Consider the following 24,843-nt stretch of genomic DNA (forward strand, 5'->3'; position numbering starts at 1 on the left):
TCATAGCCAAGGCTTCACATGTGGGTGATGAAACATGGAGGCTGATTCTAATCCCTGGAAAAATACATTACGCAAAATTCTCTGACCGGCCGATCATGACTATTCTTTACGTGGTTATTGCATCATTTCCCTAGTAAAAAACCTTCATTCGCGGCCTGATTAACATTATTTCACCATTACCGAAGTCTATACATGGATCAATTCGCAAAGGAAACCCTGCCCATCAGCCTTGAAGAGGAGATGCGGCGTTCTTATCTCGACTATGCAATGAGTGTCATCGTGGGCAGGGCCCTGCCCGATGTACGTGATGGACTAAAACCTGTTCACCGCCGCGTACTTTACGCCATGCATGAATTATCCAATGATTGGAACCGGCCCTACAAAAAATCCGCTCGTATCGTGGGTGACGTGATCGGTAAATACCATCCACATGGCGATACCGCTGTCTACGACACCATCGTGCGCATGGCCCAGCATTTCTCTTTACGCTATATGCTGGTTGACGGCCAGGGCAATTTTGGTTCGATTGATGGCGACAATGCAGCCGCCATGCGTTACACTGAAATCAGGATGTCGCGTATTGCGCATGAGTTATTGGCTGATCTTGACAAGCACACAGTCGATTTCGGGCCGAACTATGATGGCTCGGAACAAGAGCCGCTCATTCTACCGGCCAAAATACCCAATTTATTGATCAATGGGTCATCGGGTATTGCAGTGGGAATGGCCACCAATATTCCGCCGCACAACCTGAACGAAGTCATTGATGCCTGCCTGCTGCTGCTCACAAATCCCGAAGCCGATATCAGCGAATTGATGACCTACATTCAAGCGCCTGACTTTCCGACAGCCGGCATCATCTATGGCACGGCCGGGATAAAAAACGGTTATCAGACCGGGAGAGGACGCGTGGTGATGCGGGCCCGCACACACTTTGAGGACATCGATAAAGGTCACCGTCAGAGTATTATCATTGATGAGTTACCTTACCAGGTTAACAAAGCCAATTTATTGATCCGTATCGGCGAATTGGTCCGCGACAAGAGAATCGAAGGTATTTCTGATTTGCGCGATGAATCGGACAAATCCGGCATGCGTGTCGTCATCGAGCTCAAGCGAGGGGAATTACCTGAGGTCATCCTGAATAATCTGTACAAAGAAACACAGATGCAGGATACATTCGGCATGAATATGGTCGCCCTGGTCGATGGACAGCCGCGCTTGCTCAATCTCAAGCAAATGCTGGATTGCTTCTTGCGCCATCGGCGCGAGGTCGTCACACGGCGAACACTTTTCGAGCTCAAGAAAGCACGGGAGCGGGGCCATTTATTGGAAGGCCTGGCCGTCGCACTATCGAATGTGGACGAGATCATCGCCTTGATCAAGGCAGCACCCAATCCACCCGAAGCCAAGAAAGCCCTGATGGCCAGACCATGGCGTTCACAATTGGTTGAGGAAATGCTGCGACGTGCCACCATGGATGCCGCCACTTTCCGCCCCGATACACTGGCAGATGGGTTCGGCCTGTCGGATCACGGTTACCGTTTGTCGGACGCGCAGGCTCAAGCCATTCTCGACCTCAGGCTGCAACGCTTGACCGGTCTCGAGCAAGAAAAAATCGTCACAGAATACCGGGAGATCATCGACAAGATCGTCGATCTCATGGACATTTTGGCAAACCCGGAACGCATCACGACCATCATCAGTGAAGAGCTCACGGCTATCAAGCAACAATTCGGCGACCCCCGGCGCAGCGAAGTCGTGATCGATACCCAGGAACTGAATACCGAGGATTTGATCACCCCGGCCGACATGGTGGTCACTTTATCGCATGCCGGTTATATCAAATCCCAGTTACTGGATGATTATCGTGCACAAAAGCGCGGTGGCCGTGGCAAACTGGCCATCACCACCCGAGAAGATGATTTCATCGACAATTTATTCATCGCCAACACGCATGATTACATTCTGTGCTTTTCCAGTCTGGGACGCATCTATTGGATCAAGGTATACAATGTCCCGCAAGGGAGTCGCTCCGCGCGCGGCAAACCGATCAACAATCTGGTTCCCTTGGAACACAATGAAAAAATCAATGCTGTCTTGCCGGTTAAATCCTTTGACGACACCCGCTATGTGTTTATGGCAACAGCCTATGGCACCGTTAAAAAAACACCGCTCTCCGAGTTTTCACGGCCGCGCGCCAGTGGCATCATCGCCATCGGCCTGGATGAGGGGGACTACTTGATTGGTGTTGCCCTGACCGAAGGGAAACACGATGTCATGCTTTTCTCCGATGCCGGCAAAGCCATGCGTTTCGATGAAAATGATGTCCGTCCTGTAGGACGCAGTGCACGAGGTGTACGCGGCATGAAACTTGGAGCAGGCCAGCAAGTAATTTCCCTGCTGGTAGCTGATAACGAAAACTTGACGGTACTCACTGCCACCGAAAATGGTTACGGCAAGCGCACACCTATCAGCGAATACACCCGACACAGCCGCGGTACTCAAGGTATGATTGCAATTAATACCAATATTCGTAATGGAAAAGTTGTCGCGGCGCAACTCGTCGAGCCCAATGATGAAATTATGTTGATTACAACTGGTGGCATCATGATTCGTACCCGTGTCAGCGAAATTCGCGAGATGGGCCGGGCCACGCAAGGTGTCACCCTGATCAATCTGGATGTAGGTGAGAAACTTGCCGGATTGGAAAGAATCGTTGAAACTGACGAAAATTCACCGAGCATATAACGTCATGAATAAAGTCTACAATTTTAGCGCAGGACCAGCCGTTCTGCCGGAGGAAGTTCTCCGGCAGGCTCGTGACGAAATGCTGGATTGGCATGGCAGCGGCATGTCAGTCATGGAAATGAGCCATCGTGGCAAAGAGTTCATGGCTATAGCAGAGAAAGCTGAACATGATTTACGTGCCTTGGCGGATATCCCCGCAGACTATAAAGTGCTTTTTCTTCAGGGCGGGGCATCCAGTCAATTTGCCATGGTGCCGATGAATCTTCTGGGCGGGCACCATTGTGCCGACTACATCAATACTGGCCAGTGGTCACAAAAAGCCATCGCCGAGGCCAGACGCTACAGTACCGTTCATATTGCGGCCTCATCAGAGCCAGATGGATTCAATTCCATACCGCTGCTCGATCAATGGAAGATCACACCTGACACGGCTTATCTTCATTACACCCCCAACGAAACCATCGGTGGCGTCGAGTTTCACTGGACCCCTGATCCATCCGCTGTGAGCGGTGGGAACAGAGATATTCCGTTGGTGGCGGACATGTCGTCCAATTTTCTTTCCCGGCCACTTGATATTCGCAAATTTGGACTCATTTATGCCGGTGCACAAAAAAATGTCGGCCCTGCTGGGCTGGTCATCGTCATCATTCGGGAGGATCTGCTGAACCTTCCCCCGCTTGATGGCACGCCCACCATGTATCGTTACAAAACACACGCCGAGCATGCCTCCATGTATAACACACCACCCACTTACGCCATATATATCATGGGACTGGTCATGGAGTGGCTGCAAAAGCAAGGTGGGCTGGCAGCGATGGAACAACGCAATATAGCCAAGGCCAACCTGATTTATGAGCGTATCGACAACAGCGACTTTTATCGCTGCCCAGTCACCAAAACCGACCGGTCGCGCATGAACGTTCCCTTCACCTTGCATGACGCCCGCCTGGACGAAGTTTTTTTACAGCAAGCCAAGGCCCGCGGTTTGATACAACTGAAAGGCCATCGTTCTGTTGGCGGCATGCGTGCATCAGTCTACAACGCCATGCCGCTGGAAGGTGTGCTGGCTTTGACAACATTCATGCAAGAATTCGAGCAAACCCATGCCTGACATGACACGCCAGATTTTCAAGGTTCTCACCCTCAACGCGATCGCTGCAGTGGGACTCAAGCGCCTCCCTCCGGAGCTTTTCCAAATCGGCCAGGACATGACCGATCCGGATGTGGTATTGGTGCGTTCTCATAACATGCATGACATGCACATTCCCGAGAGCGTCATCGCAATCGGGCGCGCAGGTGCGGGCACCAACAATATTCCGGTCAACCGGATGAATGCACGCGGCGTCCCAGTCTTCAACACGCCTGGTGCCAATGCCAATGCCGTCAAAGAACTCGTGCTGGCCGGCATGCTGATGGCGTCACGCAACCTGATTCCTGCCCTGCGCTTCGTCGACAACCTGGAAGGCGATGATCAAACCCTGCACGAACAAGTTGAAGCCGGCAAGAAGCAGTTTTCCGGCATGGAACTGCCTGGCCGGACGCTGGGCATCGTGGGCCTGGGCAAAATCGGCCGGTTGTTGGCAGATGCCACGCTCAAGCTCGGCATGAAAGTACTGGGTTACGATCCCAAGATCACGGTCGAGTCTGCATGGAGCCTCTCGGCAGAAGTGCAAAAAGCGCATCAAATCGAAGATCTGGTCCGCCGCAGCCACTTCATTTCGCTACATGTCCCGCTCAACGACTCTACCCGCCATCTGATCGATCACGACCTGGTGGCATGTATGCAGAAAAATACTATTTTGCTCAATTTCTCCCGCGACGCCATCGTTGACGAGGATGCCATACTCATGGGCATCGAAAATGGGACCATCAAGTATTATGTCTGCGACTTCCCGAGCCGGAAATTACAACATCAACCAGCAGTCATTACGCTTCCCCATCTCGGTGCCTCGACCCAGGAAGCAGAAGAGAACTGCGCCATGATGATCGCTGACCAGATCATCGACTATGTGCAAAACGGCAATATCCTGCATACCGTTAATTTCCCGGATGTCACAATGGAGCGGGAATCCCCTTTCCGAATTGCCGTCGCCAACGCCAATGTTCCCAATCTGCTCGGACAAATCTCAACCTGCATGGCAAATGCCGGCTTGAATATTCATAACATGGTCAACAAATCGCGGGGAGAAATGGCCTATACCCTGGTTGATACTGACAACCCCGTCCCGGCGGAAACCATTACGGCCATTGCCGGGATCAGCGGTGTTCTTATGGTGCGTTATTTACCCGAACCCTCATTCAAAGCAAATTTATGACCATGACCCCCAAGCCTGGCCAGGTGGTGCAATAAGCAAACCCGATGAGAGACGTGACAACCACAAATAACGGCTGACTTAAATGTTTTTACCGGTTGACAGACTGTAAATTTATACTCGATGACTGAACAATTGACACGATTGCGCGACGAAATCGATGCGATCGATAATGAGCTGCTCCAACTACTCAACACGCGCGCCCGACTGGCTCAAGAAATCGGACGAAAAAAATCTGGTACTGCTTATCGCCCGGAGCGCGAATCGCAAATTTTTACGCGCCTGAAACAATTGAATGCTGGGCCACTGAGCCACGAGCGCATCATCCAGCTTTTCACAGAAATCATTTCAGCCTGCCGCGCACTGGAGGAGCCCTTTACCGTCGCATATCTTGGACCACAAGGGACTTTCTCCGAGGAAGCGGTTACCAAACGATTTGGCAGCGCCATTAATACGCTTGCCAGCAGCTCTATTGACGATGTTTTCCGCAAGGTGGAATCCGGAACGGCTCATTACGGCGTGGTACCGGTAGAAAACTCAACCGAGGGCGCTGTCGGCAGAACCATGGATTTGCTGCTGCAAACACCTTTAAAAATTTGTGGAGAAATCGAACTGTCCGTGCATCAATGCCTGATGGCACAACATTCCGAGCTAACCAAGATCAAGAAAATTTACTCGCATCCACAATCATTCGCACAATGCCAGAAATGGCTCAAAGAGAATCTGCCCAACCTGCATGTCATGGATCGCATCGATGCCGCCAGCAATGCGGATGCAGCTCGTCTGGCCGCGTCTGACCCGCATGCTGCCGCCATAGCCGGCAAAAAAGCGGCAGAAGTATTTGGACTGACACTGTGCGCCCGCAACATTGAAGACAACCCCAATAATACTACGCGTTTCCTGATTATCGGCACTCAGCATATTGCGCCTTCCGGCAAGGACAAAACTTCGCTGGCCATGGCAACCAATAATAGGCCGGGCGCGGTTCATGAGCTATTGGCCCCCCTGGCACACCACCGGGTCAGCATGACTCGCTTGGAATCACGCCCCTCGCGTGCAAATCTGTGGGACTATGTCTTTTTTGTGGATATTGAAGGCCATCAGGAAGATGAGCATATCGCCAAAGCGCTCCAGGCGTTACGCAACAACGCAACTTTTCTGAAGATACTGGGCTCTTATCCTGCTGCGTGAAATCACCACTTATCCTTCTTAAAAATATTACTGATTCCGAATTATTATGAACCTTTGCGAACTCGCCCCGGAATATATCCGGGCCATCCAACCGTACCGGCCAGGCAAGCCCATTTCAGAGCTGGTACGGGATCTTGGGCTCAATAAGAGCGAAGTCATCAAACTCGCCTCCAACGAGAACCCGCTCGGCACCAGCCCGCTTGCCAAAGAGGCCATGATACAGGCGCTCTCGGAAGCGGCACGTTACCCGGACGGTAGCGGCTACGAGCTTAAAGAAGCGTTATCCGAACGTTTGGGGGTATCGACCGAGCAAATCGTGCTGGGAAATGGCTCCAATGATGTGCTCGAGCTTGCCGCCCGCATTTTCCTGAGACCCGGTGCCGCTGCGATATATTCACAGTATGCTTTTGCCATCTATCCCCTGCTGGCTCAGGCTGTCGGTGCAACTGGAATCCGCGTGCCTGCACGAGATTTTGGCCATGACCTGGCAGCCATGCTGGACGCGATCACACCGGAAACTCGGATCGTATTTATCGCCAACCCCAATAACCCGACTGGCACCCTCTGCGAAGCCAGGGATCTCCTGCGTTTCATGGAACGGGTCTCGCAGGATGTACTGGTCATTCTGGACGAGGCTTATGATGAATATCTGCCGGAAGCGAATAAGGCCAACAGCATTGCCTGGCTGAAGAATTTTCAGAATCTGGTCATCACCAGAACCTTCTCCAAGGCCTATGGCCTAGCCAGTGTCCGGGTCGGCTTTGCGTTAGCCCACACCGATCTGGCCAATCTCATGAACCGCATCCGCCAGCCTTTCAACGTCAACAGTATCGGGTTGGCTGGCGCGCTTGCGGCATTACAAGATGTCGAATTCGTCAAGCATTCTTATACGACCAACCGGACGGGCATGCTGCAAATGACCAGCGGCCTGCGCCAATTGGGCATCGAATATATTCCATCTTATGGCAATTTCGTCAGCTTCCATATCTCCGGTAATCCAACCAATGGCTTGAAGGTATACAAAAACCTCCTGCAACAGGGCGTCATCGTTCGTCCTCTAGGCAACTATGACATGCCCAATCATTTGCGGGTCACAATTGGCCTGGAAGCAGAAAACAAGAAATTTCTGTTTGCCCTGGAACAAGCACTAAAGGAAATTGGTTGATCAGTCAAGAAACTGCGCCCGCTGTCCCGCCCCTGCCGCACATCTCAAAACTGGTCATCATTGGCGTAGGGCTGATCGGCGGTTCATTTGCCCTGGCCCTGCGCCAGGCCGGCCTTGTTGAACATGTCCTGGGGATTGGACGCAGTCCCGAAAACATGCAGCGTGCGTTGGCACTGGGCGTCATTGATGCATACACTGACGACTTCGCTGCTGCTCTGCCAGGGGCCGATTTCGTTTTGCTTGCCGTACCCGTCAGGCAAACCGCTCATATCATGTCCAACATGGCGCCCTATCTTGATACCAATACCATTGTCTCGGATGTCGGCAGCACCAAACAACATGTGGTACTGGCCGCCCGCGCCCACTTGCATGCACACCTAGACCGGTTCATACCTGCACATCCGATTGCGGGCACAGAGTTCAGTGGTGCACAGGCAGCCGACCCAAATCTGTTTCGTAACAAACCGCTCATTCTGACTCCCTTGCCGGAAAACAGTCCGCAAGCACTCGCTTTCGTAGAGGCCCTATGGCAGCACTGCGGCGCGAAAATCTCACACCTGCCAGTCGAGCGGCATGATCAGATTCTTGCTGCGATCAGCCATCTCCCGCATATGCTGGCGTTCACGCTGATGCAGCATATCCGTACCCTGGGTGGAAATGATCCGATGGCACTCTTGCGTCTCGCAGGCACCAGTCTGGATGATATGACGCGTATTGCCGGCAGTTCACCGGAAATGTGGCGCGATATCTGCCAAGACAATCGTGCAGCATTGCTGGCCCAAATCGAGGCCTATCAGGCTCAACTCTCAAACCTCCATCAAATGCTGGCCCAACATGATGACCAGACGCTGGAGCGGCTATTTGCCGAAGCACGGGAAACCCGCAGGCATTGGCTTGAGACTAAAAACCAGTCCCCCTAGGAGGCTGTCCGAGAATAGCGATCGTAGCGAGGGCGAAGATGGCTGAGTGGGATTTTTCGATCATTAGGGCTCGTTAATGAATAACTTGAGCATACGCTGGGGTCGCTTTTGGCGCAGACCAAGGCGCAAGACACGCCGTTGTGTCATTCACAACAAGTGGCTTGCAACGCCGGTATGCGCCAAAAGCGACCCCAGCCCGAAGGGTTGTTGCGTATTCGGGCATCTGCGGCGTTGCGAGGCTTGCATCTTTCCCGAATACGTAACAACGTATATCCAAGTTATTCATTAACGAGCCCTAAGAGGCGAATAGTGGTTCTATTCAACGAAAAGAATCGAAAAATCCAGCCTGGCAGGTTCGTCCGCAGTAGATCAGTCTCTCGGACAGCCTCCTGGTACTTCTGCCCAGCAAGTCCGGTCAACCTATCTTTTGTTCCGCACCGGCTCACAAAGCAGCTTGCCTGAGGATCCTCAATAGATACTGCCCATAACCATTTTTGGCCAGAGGCTGGGCAAGCGTTTCCAGTTGCGCCTGATCAATCCACTTATTCCGGTAGGCCACTTCTTCCGGGCAAGCAATTTTGAGTCCCTGACGACGCTCAATCGTCGCCACAAATTGGCTTGCATCCAGCAACGATTCGTGAGTACCCGTATCCAGCCACGCGTAGCCCCGCCCCATGATTTCCACGTTGAGCCCACCTTCTGCAAGATACAGCAAATTGATGTCGGTAATCTCCAGCTCGCCGCGCGCGGACGGCTGGAGCGTTCTGGCCATGCTCACAACATCCTGATCGTAGAAATACAAACCGGTCACCGCATAATTGGATTTAGGGGATTGGGGTTTTTCCTCCAGATTGATCGCATGCCCTGCGCGGTCAAATTCCACAACGCCGTAGCGTTCCGGGTCATGGACATGATAGGCAAATACACTGGCACCGCTGGTTCGCCGCATGGCACTGCCGAGCAAATGGTGAAAATCATGTCCGTAGAAAATATTGTCGCCTAGGATGAGCGCACTCGGATCGTTCCCGATAAATGAAGCACCAATGATGAATGCCTGCGCCAATCCATCAGGCGAAGGCTGCACGGCATATGAGAGATTAAGCCCCCATTGCTCCCCGTCCCCAAGCAAATTTTCATAACGGGGAATATCTTCGGGTGTCGAAATAATCAGGATGTCCCGAATCCCTGCCAGCATCAGTGTGCTGAGCGGATAATACACCATCGGCTTATCAAAGACAGGCAACAATTGCTTGGAAACGACCTGGGTCACTGGGTAAAGCCGTGTGCCGGAGCCACCCGCGAGAATAATCCCTTTCCTGCTAAAATTGGCAGAAACTTCCCGCCCTGTTTCTGGTTGCTTGATCATTTATCCTCTTGGCAATGCAATTCAAATCCTCTAACCTAGCGAACCGGGCCAAGTCGATGACAGCAAACACACCCGAAATACGTCAGCAAAAGACATGATTCCAGCTGCACGGCCGATCACAAACCCGGCTAGGAGGCTGTCCGAGAATAGTGATCGTAGCGAGGGCGAAGCTGGCTGAGCGGGATTTTTCGATCATTTGAGGCGAATAGTTGTTCTATTCAACGAAAGGGATCGAAAAATCCAGCCTGGCAGGTTCGTCCGCAGTAGATCAGTCTGTTCTTGGACAGCCTCCTAGCGCATGCTGCCCGGATAATCGCGGCCCCCTTCCAAGCTTCTATTATAAGCCAAGCTGATTATCAGCCGCCCTGTGAGCTGATATAGTTTCATCCATATTTTCTATTTTTGTGATCGATATTCTCTCTTACTCATGTCATTCAAGCCATCGACTATCGAAATAGTACCGCTCCGCCGTTTCCTGGCATGGAGCACGCCTTATTGGACATCACTCATTCCGGCAATCCTCGCCGGCAGTCTGATTGCCCTGGCAGTCTCCTGCATGCCGTTCGTGACCAGCCAGTTATTCATTCATGCCCTGCCCGGCGGTAATAAACAATTGCTTCAAGAACTCCCGGTACTATTGACAGTCCTTTTGATAGCAGCCGCCCTTGCCAATCTGGCCAGCCATCACTCACTCTGCCGCATCTGTAACCGGCTCGCGCTGGAATTGCGCATGCAATTATTCGAGAAACTATTGGCCCTACCGCATGCCCGGTATGATTTTTCCACCACCACGATTAGTGCACGTTTCTTCACCGACATGGAAAAATTGTGCCACCTTGCAAGCCGTCTGGGCACCAATCTCTCCCGGGACTTATTGATCTTCATCGGGCTGTCCGCCGTCATGATGCACCTGAACACGGAAATGGCAGTACTTGTATTTGCCATGCTGATTGCATTATATCTCGTCATTCAGATGTCTCGTGGCAACGCTCACCACCACGGAACACGCTCCCAGACGCGGGCAGATCTATCCAGAGCCCTACACAAAGCGATACAACATTTCAGAGCGATACATTTGGATCAGGGCAACCAGCAGGAAAGCCAGCATATCCGTGGTCTCCTTGAGCGCTATCAGGATGACATGATGGCGCAGGCACGCCAAATCAGAATCGTTGGGCTATTGGCCATGATGTTGCTAATTGGCATGCTGACCGCCTTTCTTTACTACCTGATACAGCAACTCACGCTCGGCAAGCTGGCGCTGGATGATGCCGCAGCATTCCTGATGGCCATGCTCTTGCTCGTCTTCCCATTGCTGCGGCTGATCGATCTCAGATCGACAGTGGCTGAATGCAGCCAATTGCTGCGCTCACTGTTCTCCTTGCTGGATCAGCAATCCGGGGTAATTTCGGAATCCTCACCATTGTTGCCGACAAACAGGCCCATCAGGGGGAAATTGGAAATCGAAGCGGTCAGCTTCAGAAACAGTGGTCAACGTAAAACGTTACCCTCTCTTAGCATCAAACCCGGCAAGAAAATCGGCTTGATTGGTGGTGACAATCCGGTCAAGCGACTGCTGGCTGATCTGGTTTGCGGTTTCATACGCCCCGAGACTGGAAAAATCCAGCTCGACAATCAAACCATCGGGCGCATGAGCCGGGCGAATTTATATGCGCATATTGCCTGGATCACACCGGATAAAACCCTATTGTCCGACACCATGGCCGCTAATATTGCCTACGGCGCAATGCGCTGCAGTACTGAAGCCGCTATCACTGCAGCCGCCCAGGCCAGTCAGGCATCTGAATTCATCCGTGAAATGCCGCATGGCTTGCAAACGAAAGTAGATCATCAGGCTGCGCAGCTTTCCGACAACCAGCGCCAGCGTATCCTCATCGCGCGGGCATTACTCAAAAACCCCGCAATTGTGATCCTAGATGAAACCCGTGCGTACTTCGACATGAGCTGTCTGGCATTACGTGCCGGTCTGGCAACATTGCTCCGGAATCGAACTGCGTTGATCCTGTCTTCACGCCCGGCCATGCTGGCCTTCGCTGATCATGCTTATCGAATCAACCCGAATGCATAGCGGCGGCTCGCATCCGTCAGCCAGGCTCTCTCTACAGGGCTGCTGCAAAGACCGGAGGCAATCCTGGAATGGCTCGAAGCATAATGGAGCCCGCAGGCTCCATTATGCTTACTCGGCAATGGTTACATTGATTTTTTTAGGTTGAACCGATTCACGTTTTGGAATCACAATTTCCAGCACGCCATTTTTGGTGCCTGCCGTGATCGCATCGGGATTGGCTGTATCCGGCAGGCTGAAACGACGGTAGAAAGACCCATAAGTCCGCTCTACCCGCTTGTATCCTTCCTGCTCAGTTTTGGCCTCAGTGCGTTTCTCGCCTTTGATCGTGAGCACACCGTTTTCCATGCTGACATCGATATCTTCGGGTTTGACTCCAGGCAAATCCGCCTGCAAAACAAACTTATCACTTGCCTCCTTGATATCCACAGCAGGCGCCCATTCAGCAGTTGCTGATGAGCCATCGCCGGAGACATCATCCCGGACCCGCTCGAGTTCGCGCTGTAACTGTGTCAGTAATCCCCATGGTTCATATCGTGTAATTGCCATAATAGCCTCCATACAAATCAAGAACACTCGTAACACGACAGGTTGTCATTGTCTGCTAGGGTGCGACATACCTGCGCCCAACCAAAGCTTGGCCAAACATCCTGAATCTCTGTCACCAGAAGGTCAGGCCGACTGTTGATTATCAACTTACAACCAATATGCGTTTGTTCTGGACAATTTCAAGCCTGCCAATACAAATTCAATCCAAATTCCCCACCACTCACTTCCCTTTCTCGAGCGCTCTGCGATATTCCTCAAGCTTGGCATGATAATCCTGCGCGTCCCCGTATTCCATAAATCTGGCGTAGCGGGAATGCGTGTCCAGGAGCTTGCGGGCATGCTTAATCGGGCAAAAGTACTGCTCGGTTCTCGCAATGATCTCTCTCATATAGGCAATCAGACCATTCGCATATTCGCAATAGGTACAATGAAATTTTTCTATGAAATTCAGGTAATTAAGATATTTTCGATCAAACACGATATAGTCTGAACGACGCACTTTCTGAATACCGTAAATCGGAAAGCAGGTCACCTGATATAAGCTGATACAGAAATCGGTAATCAGCAATGGAACTATCATGGCATAGATAATCGGCCCGGTTATCAGATTTTGCGGACGATTGACAACCAGCCAGCGAAAAAAATTTGTCTTAAGGCGCTGATGGGCTTCCTTAATCGATTGCTCGAATTTAATGCGCTTTCCCTGGATCTGAAAAACGATCGTGGATTGCTGCTCGTTCAGGGCCGCTCGCAACTCATCTTCCAACACGGTAATTTGTGCGAGTAACTGACTGATTCTTTCATTCACAACTGGTTTTTTCCCTGCTTTGACTCGATTGATCGTATGCAGCCGCGCCTCATCCCTATCCCTATCCTTATACAAGACTGATTCGCCAGCAACCTGGCGATGCAGATATAGGTACTCAAGCCAATTGCAGCCAGTCCTTGCCGATCAGGAAATCGGTATAGAGCTTCGATTCCGGACTGCCTGGCTGGGGCGACCAGTCGTAACGCCATTTAACAATGGGAGGCAAAGACATCAAAATGGATTCGGTCCGGCCGCCCGTCTGCAAACCAAAGAGTGTACCGCGGTCCCATACCAGGTTGAATTCCACGTATCGACCGCGCCGGTAAGCCTGGAAATTCCGCTCACGCTCACCATAGGGCGTTTCGTACCGCTTCTGCAAAATTGGCACGTAAGCAGGCAGGAAATGATCACCCACGCTCTTTGTCAAACTAAAGCAAGTCGCAAAATCCGGCTGATTCAGATCATCAAAAAATATGCCCCCGATACCACGTGGCTCCTTACGATGCTTCAGATAGAAATACTCATCACACCATTTTTTGAAACGCGGGTAATACGCTTCTCCTGATGGCTGGAGCGCATCCCGGCAGACTCGATGAAAATGCTCTGCATCCTCCTCGAAACCATAATAAGGTGTCAGATCCATCCCGCCGCCAAACCACCAGACAGGTTCAGCGCCCTCCTTGGTTGCTTCGAAAAATCTGACATTCATATGGACGGTCGGTGCATAAGGATTACGCGGATGCAGCACCAGCGAGACCCCGGTTGCCTCAAATGCCCTGCCGGCCAGTTCGGGCCGGGCGGCAGTCGCCGAAGCAGGCAGACCACTGCCGTAAACATGAGAAAAATTAACACCCCCCCGTTCCAGCACATTGCCTTCCTCGATCACACAACTTGCCCCCCCGCCCCCTTCCGGCCGATCCCAGGCATCGCGGCGAAACGATTTGCCATCCACTCGCTCCAGTTCACTCACGATCCGGTTCTGCAGATCGAGCAAATATTCCTTGACTTGTGCGGTATTCATAATCCTCCTGGTTGACTCCGATACAATATTGACACTCGCCCCATTTTACCCGCATGCATTGGAATTTGACACGCCCATCAGCATAGTAAACAACGCTGCCTGTCCATCTTCTCACTTTTGCTTATGTTAGACTTCACTTCTCGATTTACCAAGGATTAGGAATGTCTGGCAATACACTCGGAAAATTATTTTGTGTGACGTCATTTGGCGAATCACACGGCCCTGCCATTGGTTGTATCGTCGATGGATGCCCGCCCGGTTTGCAATTATCCACCGAAGATATTCAATCGGAACTCGATCGGCGCAAACCCGGCACCTCCCGTCATGTCACGCAGCGGCGTGAAGCAGACCGGGTAGAGATTCTCTCGGGCGTGTTCGAGGGCACAACAACCGGCACGCCCATCGCACTCCTGATACGCAACGAAGACCAGCGCAGCAAGGATTACAGCAAGATCATGGATACCTTCCGGCCAGGTCATGCCGATTATACCTACTGGCAGAAATATGGCATCCGTGACTACCGTGGTGGCGGGCGCGCCTCTGCACGCGAAACGGCTGTCCGGGTCGCTGCGGCAGCGATCGCAAAAAAATGGCTGCGCGAGCGTTATGGTGTTGTGATCCGGGGCTACATGGCGCAACTTGGCCCGATAGTCATTCCGTTTGAATGCTGGGAGGATGTCAATCAGAATCCTTTCTTCGCTGCGAACAACGACTATGTCCCGCAACTGGAAGCCTTTATGGACAGTTTGCGCAAATCGGGCGATTCGATCGGCGCCAGAATCAGCGCGGTTGCGGAAGGCGTGCCGGTCGGTTGGGGTGAACCGGTCTATGACCGGCTGGACGCTGAAATCGCTTATGCGATGATGAGCATCAATGCCGTGAAAGGTGTTGAGATCGGGGCCGGTTTTGGCTGCGTCACACAGAAAGGCACCGAACATTCGGATGAAATCACGCCGGACGGTTTCCTGAGCAATCATGCCGGCGGTATTTTGGGCGGAATCTCAACTGGCCAGCCGTTGGTGGTCAATGTGGCGATCAAGCCGACCTCCAGCATCCGCCTGGAGCGGCGTTCGATCGATAAAGCAGGTAATCCGGCCATCGTCCAGACACATGGCCGTCACGATCCCTGTGTCGGCATCCGTGCCACACCCATCGTGGAAGCCATGCTGGCCATCGTTTTAATGGATCATGCACTCCGTCATCGTGCCCAGAACGCTGATGTCGTAGCGACCACGCCGCGCATACCAGGCCACTATACCGGCCAGCCCGAGCAAGATAAACCATCTTGCCCGTCTGTTATCACAGAAGATCCAGAGCCCAATGAAGCCTCATGACTTGCGACTCCACCTACGAATTCCCGCTCAAGCCGGCGCAGACGCGCTGCTGGCGGGATAAATGCCGGGAAAATGCCGTGCCATATCTTGCGGCGACAGCGCTTGCATGAATTGCAAAAGCTGCCAGGCATCCTCCGCTGGCAGCATAAAACTTCCTCAAGCAGGGTAGCTAATTTGCGCTCTGCCGGGAAAAATCTCGCAAGCGAAATCCCAACAGCCACAAGCAGGAAAAATAAACCAGCGCACCCAACAGCACAATCCCCCCCAGTCGCAATGCACGCTCCGCAGCACCGGCAGCAAGCCACTCAGCACTGCTGCCGGCAGCCAAACCAACTACCCCGCCCATCACTGCCAATGCGATCATGATTTTCAACATAAACACCCCCCAGCCAGGCTGGGGTTGATAAATGCCATGAACGCGCAGTTTATGATAGAGCAATCCCGAATTCAGGCACGCGCCCAATCCTATGGCCAATGCCAGGCCAGCATGCTGTAATGGAATAATGAAGGCCAGGTTCATCAGCTGGGTAGCCGCAAGCGTCATGACTGCAATTTTGACTGGTGTTTTGATGTTCTGCCGGGCATAGAAACCCGGTGCCAGGACTTTGACCAGTATCAGCCCGAGCAAACCGACGCTATACGCCATTAACGCTTGCCGCGTCATCCAGACATCCTCAGTCGTGAAAGCGCCATAATGAAACAGGGTCGTGATCAGGGGCGTCGCCAGTAACGCCAATGCCATGGCAGCCGGCAAAGTCAGCAAAAAAGTCAGGCGCAGGCCCCAGTCGAGCAAACGTGAATACGCCTCCGTGCTGTGTTGGGCATAATGCCGCGAAAGAGAAGGCAGAATCACCGTGCCAAGCGCCACACCCAGCAAGCCGGCCGGAAATTCCATCAAACGATCCGCATAATAAAGCCAGGAAACGCTACCAGTCACCAGGAGCGAAGCAAAGATGGTATTGATCAGCATGCTGATCTGCCCGATCGATACGCCGAATACGGCCGGCCCCATCAAACCGAGCACCCGCCATGCGCCGCTGTTCCGAAAGTTGAAACGCAATCGCGGCATTTTTTTGAGGTGCAACAAAAAAGGGATCTGGAGCGCCAGCTGAAGAATGCCCCCGATAAATACCGCCCAGGCCAGGGCCAACACTGGCGTATCCATCACTGGGGCGAGCCATAGGACGCATCCAATGAATGAAAGATTCAGTAAAACCGGGGTAAAGGCGGGTATAGAAAAATAACTGTAAGTGTTGAGTATGCCGCCGGCCAATGCGACCAGTGAAATAAACAGAATATAGGGAAAAGTGATCTGCAGCAATTCGACCGTCAATGAAAACTTGTCCGGATCGGTAGAAAAACCAGGTGCGCTGACGTAAATAATCACAGGCGCCGCGATGATGCCTAGCAGGGTGATGGCAAATAGCGCCATGCCCAACAGGGTCGCAACATGATCGATCAGCTCACGCGTTTGCGCGTCCGAACGGTTATTCTTGTATTCGGCCAGAATGGGTACAAATGCCTGGGAAAAAGCGCCTTCAGCAAACAAGCGGCGCAACAAGTTAGGAATGCGGAATGCGACAAAGAAAGCATCGGTGGCCACGCCTGCGCCAAATATCCTTGCTATCATCAAATCCCGGACAAACCCCAAAATACGTGAAATCAGTGTCATGCCACTGACGGTGGCAAGTGCCTTGAGCAGGTTCAATTATCCAAGATCCTTCAATTGATTGCCGCCTGGCATAACCAGAGGGTTGCAATGATTAAGCATAAGTTGCGGCTTGATAGGCCTTCAAACCATAGACTGTATAACATATGAACGATCGTATCGCCGCACGAGGCATGGCTGGACAATTCCAGGCTGAACGGCCCAAAGCAGCAGGGGTTCAGAAAATCACTCCATCCTGAGAATCCAGGCGATTATCCCGGATTTCATAGCCAATCGCCACTGATTGATTGCAGCGATTTCATAATACGCATGGGATGACTGCAGCAAAGCTATGTCTGGCACTGCTGCCAGAAACGGCACATGCCAGTTCATTCAACCAAAAGCCAGGGTTAAAGGATCTTCCTTATCGGAGAAGCAGGCACTGAATCTGAAACGAATGTATATAGCGTGTAAAACACTCAAGCTCGGACCAACGGGAATCTGCCGGACTTGAGATAAATCAACTATAGCAATGGAAGTGGATAAGTTGGCTATAGTTTCAATTTTGACATCTGTGCACGGCAAGCTTGCCGACACACGCACATGCCTCAAGTCCGGCAAAGGCCCCCAGGAGAAAAATCGCGCATATCTCTTTGGGTGATTGTAAACAAGGTAGAGGAGACCATGGCACCAATCAGGCAGCACACTGTTGTTTGGTCTTGGATTTCAGCGAGTTTTGCTTGGTCTTGCCTGCGCGCGATGGCACATGGCAAAGGCCGCAGATATGGTTGGACTGGATATCCAGGCTATGCACCAAAAAATGACCGTTGCATTTGACGCAAGGCGTCACTGACAAAACATTGCTTTCGATGAAACGTATCAGCGTCCAAGCACGTGTAAAACTCAGCACGCGCTGTAATTGATTGACCTGAACATGCTCCAGGTAAAGCTGATAACTCTTGATAATGGCCTCTATGTCATGCACACCCGCGTATTGCACCAAATAATTATAAATATTGACGAACAATGAGGAATGCATGTTGGGTTGCCAGCCCATAAACCAATCCTCCGAATAGGGCAGCATCCCTTTCGGCGGCGAAACACCTCTGACTTCCTTGTACAATTTCACGAGCCGCTCACGGCTGAGACTGGTGGACGCCTCCAGAACTTGTAATCGTGCGCCCAGTTTAACAAGTTCGGTTGCCAGTTGGATTTGCTTGCCTTCGGATAAAATGCTTTTTACTCGCATAACCCTTCTCCCGTTGTCATCAGAATTAGGAAACCGTGTCGGCAGGCTGACCTGCCATGAGAATTGCGGCATGGGATTGTGTCAACGCTGGGTCCTGTTTATGGTTCGTCAGTATTTCTGCGATCAGGCTATCCTCGAACCGGAACCGGCACAGCAACGTATTGGATCCAGCCATTTTCAACAATTGACTCGTAGTCAGCTTGTCTAAAATACCCGCCACATCGTCATTGATCCCCAAACGATACATTGCTGCCGCCTTATCTTCGCGCAGCATATGCTGGGCCAGCAGCAAGTAGCCAAGATTGACTTCCCTGATTTCATCGAGAATTTGATTCGTCTTCATGCTGATACTCCCCATACTGAATTGAGCCAAACCGGATTGGCAGAAATGTTAGGTGCATTCTTAACTCTGACGCAAAGGGAGTAAAGGGCAACGCTGCCAAATAAACAGTAGGAATAGAGCCGGTTTGTTTGTAGGAAAAACTCCTACAAACAAATAAACAAGACTTTAAAGAGATTGTTTTTAAATAACTTTTTGATGTGACAAAGCAGCCGACACCACTGCCTGTCTGCCTGAAGAGACGCTAAAATACTGGAGCCACATAGGAAAAATAGGGCACAGAATCGATCATTGCGGTCATATTGGAATAGTCCAGCCTTTCTTGAATAAAAGCCATATCTATCCATTGTTGCCTGAAATTTTCATGCAGAGACACATTGTACTGCCTGCCGCATGGCATACTGTTACCTGAACAGAAGCTGGACCGCCCCTTATTTCTACTCGCAATGCCATTAAAGGGCCCCGCAGGACAGAATAATCAGGAGAGATTATTCAGATTAACGGGCATTTGACCAGAAAAAAACACCCCATGAGCACGTATGATTTGACCATCACAGATTTCCATTCAGTTTGATAGAATTCCTTTTACCTGCCTATCCTGTCAGGATATCAACAAGTTGCAACGATAAGGAGAAACAGCTTGCCGCTCGGCGTGATCCAGAACCGCTTTGTCCTCGAAGCCATCGCAATTTTCTTCACTGGACTCCTATTGACTGCCTGGGCGGGGTATGCAACCCATCAACATGAGGTGACGCACCAGCGTGACGAAGCCCTTGTTGTGGCCAGCAATCATGCCACTTTTGTACGCCTGAACATACATCAGACGCTGACCGCCACCAGCGCACTGGCGGCACTGGTGCGCCAAGGCAACGGCACAGTACCGAATTTCACCGCAGTGGGACAGGAAATCATGGCGCTTTATCCAGGCATTGGTGCCGTTCAGCTTGCGCCAGACGGTATTGTGCAAAGCAGTTATCCGTTAGCAGGCAATGAACCAGCGATCGGACACAACCTGCTTGCTGATCCCGGTCGGAACCAGGAAGCTTTCCTTGCACGTGATAGCAAGACACTCACACTTGCAGGCCCATTCAATCTGATCCAGGGCGGCCTCGGCGCAATCGGCCGTCACCCGGTTTTCCTCCCCAATGAAAACGGCGAGGCGCATTTCTGGGGATTCACCAACGTCCTGATCCGCTTCCCGCAAATCCTGGAAACGACCAACCTCAATGGTTTGGCGAAACGCGGTTATCACTATGCCCTCTGGCGCATTCGCCCTGACACGGGTGAACGCCAGATCATCGCCACCAATGCAGGACTGGAATTACTGCATGATCCAGTCGAAATCGAAGTGCCGGTACCGAATGGCAAGTGGATATTGAGCACCAGCCCGACCACAGGCTGGGGTGCGCCCACAACGGCCATACTGATCGGTCTTGCTGGAGCTTTGATCAGTCTGTTGGCCGCACAATTCTATGCCAATACGCGTCAGCAACTGATGCTGCACCAGGCAGTCATTCGCCGCACCCGGGATCTGGCGGCGAGCGAAACACGTTACCACGAATTATTCAACCGCTCCCGCGATGCCTTGATGACATTGGCGCCGCCGGCATGGCGGTTCACCGATGCCAATCAGGCGGCCCTGGATCTTTTCGGGGTGCAGCATATTAATGAATTCACCCAACTTGGACCCTGGCAACTCTCACCGGAGCGGCAACCCGATGGACAATTATCAAGCGACAAAGCGCTCGAAGAAATAAGCCAGGCTGTCCGGACAGGCTCGAACTTTTTTGATTGGGAATACCAGCGATTGAATGGCCAGCGCTTCCTCGCCGAGGTGCAGCTCACTCAAATCGTTGCCGGCAAACAAATCTTTCTTCAGGCATCCGTACGGGATATCTCCGATCACAAAGCAGCCCAGCGCGCAGCCGCGCGCCTTTCGGAATATCTCGCACTGATGTCCAAACTGGCAACGGAATTGATCGATTTACCGCTCGAACGCATTGACGATGCGATTCATGCAGCACTCGAGCAGATCAGCCATTTTTTTTCCGCAGACCGGGCCTATGTTTTCACTTATGATTTTGTCTCTCGAACCACTTCAAACACGCATGAGTGGTGCGCGCCTGGCGTATCCCCACAAAAAGACAATCTCCAGCATATCCCGCTTGACCAGATTCCCGAGTGGATCAGCCCGCATTTACAGGGCAATCCGCTATTTATTCAAAATGTCGCCGATCTACCATCCAGTGCCCTGCGAGATATCCTGCAAGCGCAGAAAATAGAAAGCCTGTTAACGGCACCGCTGATGCGCGGCAGCGATTGCCTCGGATTCGTCGGACTTGATGCGGTCCATTCACGTTTGGCATTTGGCGCGGAAGAAGCCGAGCTACTCGGCACTTTTGCCAAGCTGCTGGTCAGCGTCGCGCAACGCCGGCATGCTGAAAATGCAGTTAGAAAAGAACGCCAACGCCTGGCTGATATCCTGTGGGGCACTCACGCAGGCACCTGGGAATGGAATCTTCAGACGAATGAAGTACATTTAAATTCACGCTGGGCCGAGATCATAGGCCATACACTGGATACACTGGGCCCGATCACCACCAAACCCTGGCTAGCGCACACACACCCCGATGATCTCGCGCCTATCGACCAGGCGCTGCACAGGCATTTCCACGGTGAAATGGAAACCTTCGAATGCGAGGCGCGCGTGCGCCACAAGCATGGCCATTGGGTCTGGGTGCTCGATCGAGGCAGGGTAATCAGCCGGACACCGGATGGTCAACCGCTATGGATGTCCGGCACACGCCTCGATATTACCGCCCGCAAGCATACTGAAGAGGCCCTGAAGGAAAGTGCTCATCAACTCAGCGAAGCCCAGCATATCGCCCGAATCGGCAGCTGGAAGCTGGATCTTGTCCAGGACAAACTGTTTTGGTCCGACGAGATTTTCCATATCTTTGAGATAGACAAGGCACATTTCGGCGCCAGTTACCAGGCCTTTATCAACACCATCCATCCCGATGACCGCAAGGCAGTCAACACAGCCTATAGCCGCTCGCTGCAGACCCGTGAACCCTACGAGCTCACGCACCGCCTGCTCATGAAAGATGGTCGAATCAAATATGTCCACGAACAATGTGAAATCCACTTCGATGCCAAAGGCGACCCATTATGCTCAGCGGGCACGATTCAGGACGTGACTGAACAGCATCTGGCCGAGCAAGCCCTGGCCGCGCTCGCCACCACACTCGCGCCGCTCACCGGCAGTGCTTTTTTCGAAGCCGTGAGCCGACACCTCATCGAAGCGCTGGGACTGGACTACGCCTTTGTTGGACAGCTGAACCCAAGCCGTGATGGGGTCCATCTCATCGCAGGCTGGGCGCAAAACCAGCCCATGACACCTTTCCACTATGCATTGGCCGATACCCCCTGCGCCAGGGTCATGGAACATGGCTATCAAATCCACCCGGTCAACGTTCAGGCCCTGTTCCCGGAAGACAAACTGCTGGTCCAAATGAACATTGAGTCCTATATCGGTGGCGCACTGTTTGACAAGCAATATCAACCGATGGGCATCCTGGTCGCTCTGGGCACTCGCCCGCTTCAGCAGCCGGAACTGGCCAAGCGCTTGCTTGAAGTCTTTGATGACCGCGTGAGTGCCGAAATATTTCGTCAGCAGGCCGAGAGAAACTTGCGCGCCAATGAAGAAAAATTTCGTGCCCTGGTCGAAACCACCAACGACTGGATCTGGGAAATGGACATCCATGGCCGTTACACTTACGTCAGCCCGCAAATCGAATCCCTACTGGGCTACACACCGGAAGAGGTTCTGGGAAAAACACCCTTCGACTTCATGCCGAAGGAGGAAGCGGCATCTATCCGTCGCGCGTTTCATACCATTGCATCGGAAGGCAGGCCATTCCAGAATCTGGAAAACATCAATCTGCACAAAAATGGCAGCCTGGTCGTGCTGGAAACCAATGGCATGCCCATTCTTGATGAAAACCAGAAGCTGACCGGTTACCGGGGGATAGATCGCGATATCACCCTGCGCAAACAGGTCGAGCAACAGCTACGCCAGGCTGCAAGTGTATTCGATCATACCCACGAAGGCATCATGATCACTGACCCGAGCGGCACAATCGTCGATGTCAACGGGGCTTTTTCCCGCATTACCGGCTTCTCGCGTGACGAAGTGTTAGGAAAAACCCCGCGTATCCTCAGATCGAACCGGCAAGGTCACACCTTCTACACCGCCATGTGGCATGATCTGAAGCAGAAGGGTTACTGGGCCAGTGAAATCTGGAACCGGCGCAAGGATGGCTCCATCTACGCACAATATGAAACCATCAGCGCCATCTACGACACCAAGGGCGAGATCAGCCGTTATGTCAGCCTATTCTCGGATATCACTCAGCTCAAGGAGCAACATCACAGGCTCGAGCGCATTGCTCACTACGACGCGCTCACCGACTTGCCCAATCGTGTGCTGCTGGCCGACCGTCTACGCCAGGCCATGACCCTGGCGCAGCGTCATGCCACCCTACTCGCCGTGGTCTATCTTGATCTCGACAGCTTCAAGGCAGTCAACGACTCACATGGACACGATATGGGCGACAAGCTGCTCACATTGGTATCGGGTCGCATGAAGCAGGCGTTACGTCAAGGCGATACGCTGGCGCGCCTGGGAGGTGATGAATTCGTCGCCGTACTGCTCGATTTGCATCACAGCGATGCGAGCATACCGATCCTCGAACGGTTGTTGGCCGCAGCCGCTGAACCGGTGCATATCAACGGTCACACACTCCGCGTCTCAGCCAGTATGGGCGTCAGTTTCTTCCCTCAGACAGGCGATCTGGTGGATGCCGATCAACTGTTTCGGCAAGCCGATCAAGCCATGTACGAGGCCAAGCAAGCCGGCAAAAACCGATACCATATCTTTGATGCCGCGCATGATCAGGCCGTGCGGGGACGCCACGAAACCCTCGGGCGCATTCGCCAGGCATTGGAAAATGGAGAGCTCGTGCTCCATTATCAGCCCAAGGTTGATATGCGCAGTGGACAGATCATCGGCGCCGAAGCACTGATTCGCTGGCAGCATCCAGAACACGGCTTGCTATTGCCAGTGGAATTTTTACCTGTCACCCAGAGTGATGCGCTTTGTATCGAAATCGGTGATTGGGTACTGGAAACGGCAGCCAAACAAATCGAAGCCTGGCGACACGCTGGTTTGGCACTTGCGGTCAGCATCAATGTCGATGGCCTGCAATTCACACAACCCGATTTCATGGACAAGCTGCGACAATGCCTGGTCCGCCACCCGCATGTGCAACCCGGCGACCTGGAGCTGGAAATCCTGGAAACCAGCGCTCTGGAAGACGTTACCCGAATCGGCGAAATTATCACAGCCTGCCAGGAAATTGGCGTCGGCATTGCGCTGGATGATTTTGGCACGGGTTATTCGACACTCACCTATTTAAGGCGCCTGCCCGCGCAGCTTCTCAAGATTGATCAAAGCTTTGTACGCGGCATGCTCGATGATCCCGATGACCTGACCATCCTCGAGGGCGTGCTCGGGCTGGCCAGCGCTTTCCGGCGAAGAACCATTGCCGAGGGTGTCGAGACAGCCGCACATGGTGCGATGTTGTTATCACTCGGTTGCCACCTCGCTCAGGGCAACGGTATCGCGCGCTCAATGCCGGCTGAAGCCATCCCGGATTGGGTCGCCAATTGGCGTCCCGACCCGACCTGGTCAAAGTACCCGCGCATCCACAGCGACAACCTGCCGGTACTGATCTCGATGGTCGAGCTACGTGCCTGGGTCATGGCAATGGGCGCCTACCTGCGCGATGATGATAATATCCCGCCCCCCCTGGATCCCCACAAGTGCCGCTTCGGCCGCTGGCTGGACAACATCGGCCGTGCACGCTATGCAAACCACCCGTCACTCATGCAGATTTTAGCGCTTCACGATCATATCCATGACAAAGCCAACGAACTGGTCAATCTCAAACAAGCGGGCCACACCCATACCACACAGCGCCTCGGTGAAATCGAAGCGCTACGCGATACACTGCTAACCGAAATGGAACAGTTACTCTAA

16 protein-coding genes are annotated in these 24,843 nt (G+C 52.6%); 9 read left to right on the top strand and 7 right to left on the bottom strand.

Annotated features, from left to right (window positions below; translation table 11 throughout):
• The first annotated feature begins 192 nt into the window (after positions 1–192).
• From gyrA to BLV85_RS02895, 6 genes are all read left to right on the top strand, one after another.
• Positions 193–2,751 carry a DNA gyrase subunit A gene (gene gyrA, locus BLV85_RS02870; protein WP_090411938.1) on the top strand — a complete coding sequence of 853 codons (2,559 nt, stop codon included), beginning with the start codon at positions 193–195 and terminating at the stop codon, positions 2,749–2,751.
• A 4-nt stretch (positions 2,752–2,755) separates the two neighbouring features.
• Positions 2,756–3,862 carry a 3-phosphoserine/phosphohydroxythreonine transaminase gene (serC, locus tag BLV85_RS02875; protein ID WP_090411940.1) on the top strand — a complete coding sequence of 369 codons (1,107 nt, stop codon included), beginning with the start codon at positions 2,756–2,758 and terminating at the stop codon, positions 3,860–3,862.
• A complete protein-coding gene (locus BLV85_RS02880) occupies positions 3,855–5,066 on the top strand; it encodes a 3-phosphoglycerate dehydrogenase family protein (RefSeq protein WP_090411941.1) in 1,212 nt (403 codons plus the stop codon). The genes serC and BLV85_RS02880 overlap by 8 nt, the downstream gene beginning before the upstream one ends.
• Positions 5,067–5,186: 120 nt before the next feature.
• The gene (gene pheA / locus BLV85_RS02885) at positions 5,187–6,254 is read left to right on the top strand and encodes a prephenate dehydratase (RefSeq protein ID WP_090411943.1); all 1,068 of its coding nucleotides are present in this window, start codon (positions 5,187–5,189) and stop codon (positions 6,252–6,254) included.
• A 46-nt stretch (positions 6,255–6,300) separates the two neighbouring features.
• Entirely contained in the window at positions 6,301–7,419 is a 1,119-nt protein-coding gene (gene hisC, locus BLV85_RS02890; protein ID WP_090411945.1) for a histidinol-phosphate transaminase, read from the top strand.
• Positions 7,416–8,339, top strand: coding sequence for a prephenate dehydrogenase (locus BLV85_RS02895; protein WP_245725066.1), 924 nt, complete (start codon positions 7,416–7,418; stop codon positions 8,337–8,339). Before hisC ends, BLV85_RS02895 begins: the two co-directional genes overlap by 4 nt.
• A gap of 442 nt (positions 8,340–8,781) precedes the next feature.
• Here the strand turns inward: BLV85_RS02895 and rfbA are convergent, their stop codons facing one another.
• The gene (rfbA, locus tag BLV85_RS02900) at positions 8,782–9,705 is read right to left on the bottom strand and encodes a glucose-1-phosphate thymidylyltransferase RfbA (RefSeq protein ID WP_090411947.1); all 924 of its coding nucleotides are present in this window, start codon (positions 9,703–9,705) and stop codon (positions 8,782–8,784) included.
• Positions 9,706–10,132: 427 nt separating this feature from the next.
• On the opposite strand from rfbA, the gene BLV85_RS02905 reads away from it, so the two are divergent.
• A complete protein-coding gene (locus BLV85_RS02905; RefSeq protein WP_090411949.1) occupies positions 10,133–11,794 on the top strand; it encodes an ATP-binding cassette domain-containing protein in 1,662 nt (553 codons plus the stop codon).
• Positions 11,795–11,902: 108 nt separating this feature from the next.
• Here BLV85_RS02905 and BLV85_RS02910 read toward each other — a convergent pair whose 3' ends face one another.
• The 3 genes from BLV85_RS02910 to hemF form a co-directional block, all read right to left on the bottom strand.
• Positions 11,903–12,340: an Hsp20/alpha crystallin family protein gene (locus tag BLV85_RS02910; RefSeq protein WP_090411951.1), complete on the bottom strand. Its 438-nt coding sequence runs from the start codon at positions 12,338–12,340 to the stop codon at positions 11,903–11,905.
• A 220-nt stretch (positions 12,341–12,560) separates the two neighbouring features.
• The gene (locus BLV85_RS02915; protein WP_090412021.1) at positions 12,561–13,148 is read right to left on the bottom strand and encodes a hypothetical protein; all 588 of its coding nucleotides are present in this window, start codon (positions 13,146–13,148) and stop codon (positions 12,561–12,563) included.
• Between the two features lie 115 nt (positions 13,149–13,263).
• The gene (gene hemF / locus BLV85_RS02920; RefSeq protein ID WP_090411954.1) at positions 13,264–14,169 is read right to left on the bottom strand and encodes an oxygen-dependent coproporphyrinogen oxidase; all 906 of its coding nucleotides are present in this window, start codon (positions 14,167–14,169) and stop codon (positions 13,264–13,266) included.
• Between the two features lie 161 nt (positions 14,170–14,330).
• Between hemF and aroC the strand changes: the two genes are divergently transcribed.
• Positions 14,331–15,503 (top strand): chorismate synthase, encoded by a 1,173-nt coding sequence (gene aroC / locus BLV85_RS02925; RefSeq protein ID WP_090411956.1) that lies wholly within the window; start codon positions 14,331–14,333, stop codon positions 15,501–15,503.
• 169 nt (positions 15,504–15,672) lie between these two features.
• On the opposite strand, the gene murJ is transcribed toward aroC, so the two are convergent.
• From murJ to flhD, 3 genes are all read right to left on the bottom strand, one after another.
• Positions 15,673–17,211, bottom strand: a complete 1,539-nt coding sequence (murJ, locus tag BLV85_RS02930) for a murein biosynthesis integral membrane protein MurJ (protein WP_090411958.1) — start codon at positions 17,209–17,211, stop codon at positions 15,673–15,675.
• Positions 17,212–17,845: 634 nt separating this feature from the next.
• Positions 17,846–18,400 (bottom strand): flagellar transcriptional regulator FlhC, encoded by a 555-nt coding sequence (flhC, locus tag BLV85_RS02935; RefSeq protein WP_090411961.1) that lies wholly within the window; start codon positions 18,398–18,400, stop codon positions 17,846–17,848.
• Positions 18,401–18,425: 25 nt separating this feature from the next.
• A complete protein-coding gene (gene flhD, locus BLV85_RS02940; RefSeq protein WP_090412022.1) occupies positions 18,426–18,743 on the bottom strand; it encodes a flagellar transcriptional regulator FlhD in 318 nt (105 codons plus the stop codon).
• A 637-nt stretch (positions 18,744–19,380) separates the two neighbouring features.
• On the opposite strand from flhD, the gene BLV85_RS02945 reads away from it, so the two are divergent.
• Positions 19,381–24,843: a PAS domain S-box protein gene (locus BLV85_RS02945; RefSeq protein WP_090411963.1), complete on the top strand. Its 5,463-nt coding sequence runs from the start codon at positions 19,381–19,383 to the stop codon at positions 24,841–24,843.

Origin of the sequence: Nitrosomonas halophila (assembly GCF_900107165.1) — a bacterium.
GTDB lineage: Bacteria > Pseudomonadota > Gammaproteobacteria > Burkholderiales > Nitrosomonadaceae > Nitrosomonas > Nitrosomonas halophila.

Bases quoted from the DNA above. Each gene is read 5' to 3' on its own strand.
- rfbA (WP_090411947.1), bottom strand. From the start codon at position 9,705: ATGATCAAGCAACCAGAAACAGGGCGGGAAGTTTCTGCCAATTTTAGC.
- flhC (WP_090411961.1), bottom strand. From the start codon at position 18,400: ATGCGAGTAAAAAGCATTTTATCCGAAGGCAAGCAAATCCAACTGGCA.
- flhD (WP_090412022.1), bottom strand. From the start codon at position 18,743: ATGAAGACGAATCAAATTCTCGATGAAATCAGGGAAGTCAATCTTGGC.
- BLV85_RS02905 (WP_090411949.1), top strand. From the start codon at position 10,133: ATGTCATTCAAGCCATCGACTATCGAAATAGTACCGCTCCGCCGTTTC.
- BLV85_RS02880 (WP_090411941.1), top strand. From the start codon at position 3,855: ATGCCTGACATGACACGCCAGATTTTCAAGGTTCTCACCCTCAACGCG.
- hisC (WP_090411945.1), top strand. From the start codon at position 6,301: ATGAACCTTTGCGAACTCGCCCCGGAATATATCCGGGCCATCCAACCG.
- hemF (WP_090411954.1), bottom strand. From the start codon at position 14,169: ATGAATACCGCACAAGTCAAGGAATATTTGCTCGATCTGCAGAACCGG.
- aroC (WP_090411956.1), top strand. From the start codon at position 14,331: ATGTCTGGCAATACACTCGGAAAATTATTTTGTGTGACGTCATTTGGC.
- gyrA (WP_090411938.1), top strand. From the start codon at position 193: ATGGATCAATTCGCAAAGGAAACCCTGCCCATCAGCCTTGAAGAGGAG.
- serC (WP_090411940.1), top strand. From the start codon at position 2,756: ATGAATAAAGTCTACAATTTTAGCGCAGGACCAGCCGTTCTGCCGGAG.
- BLV85_RS02910 (WP_090411951.1), bottom strand. From the start codon at position 12,340: ATGGCAATTACACGATATGAACCATGGGGATTACTGACACAGTTACAG.
- pheA (WP_090411943.1), top strand. From the start codon at position 5,187: ATGACTGAACAATTGACACGATTGCGCGACGAAATCGATGCGATCGAT.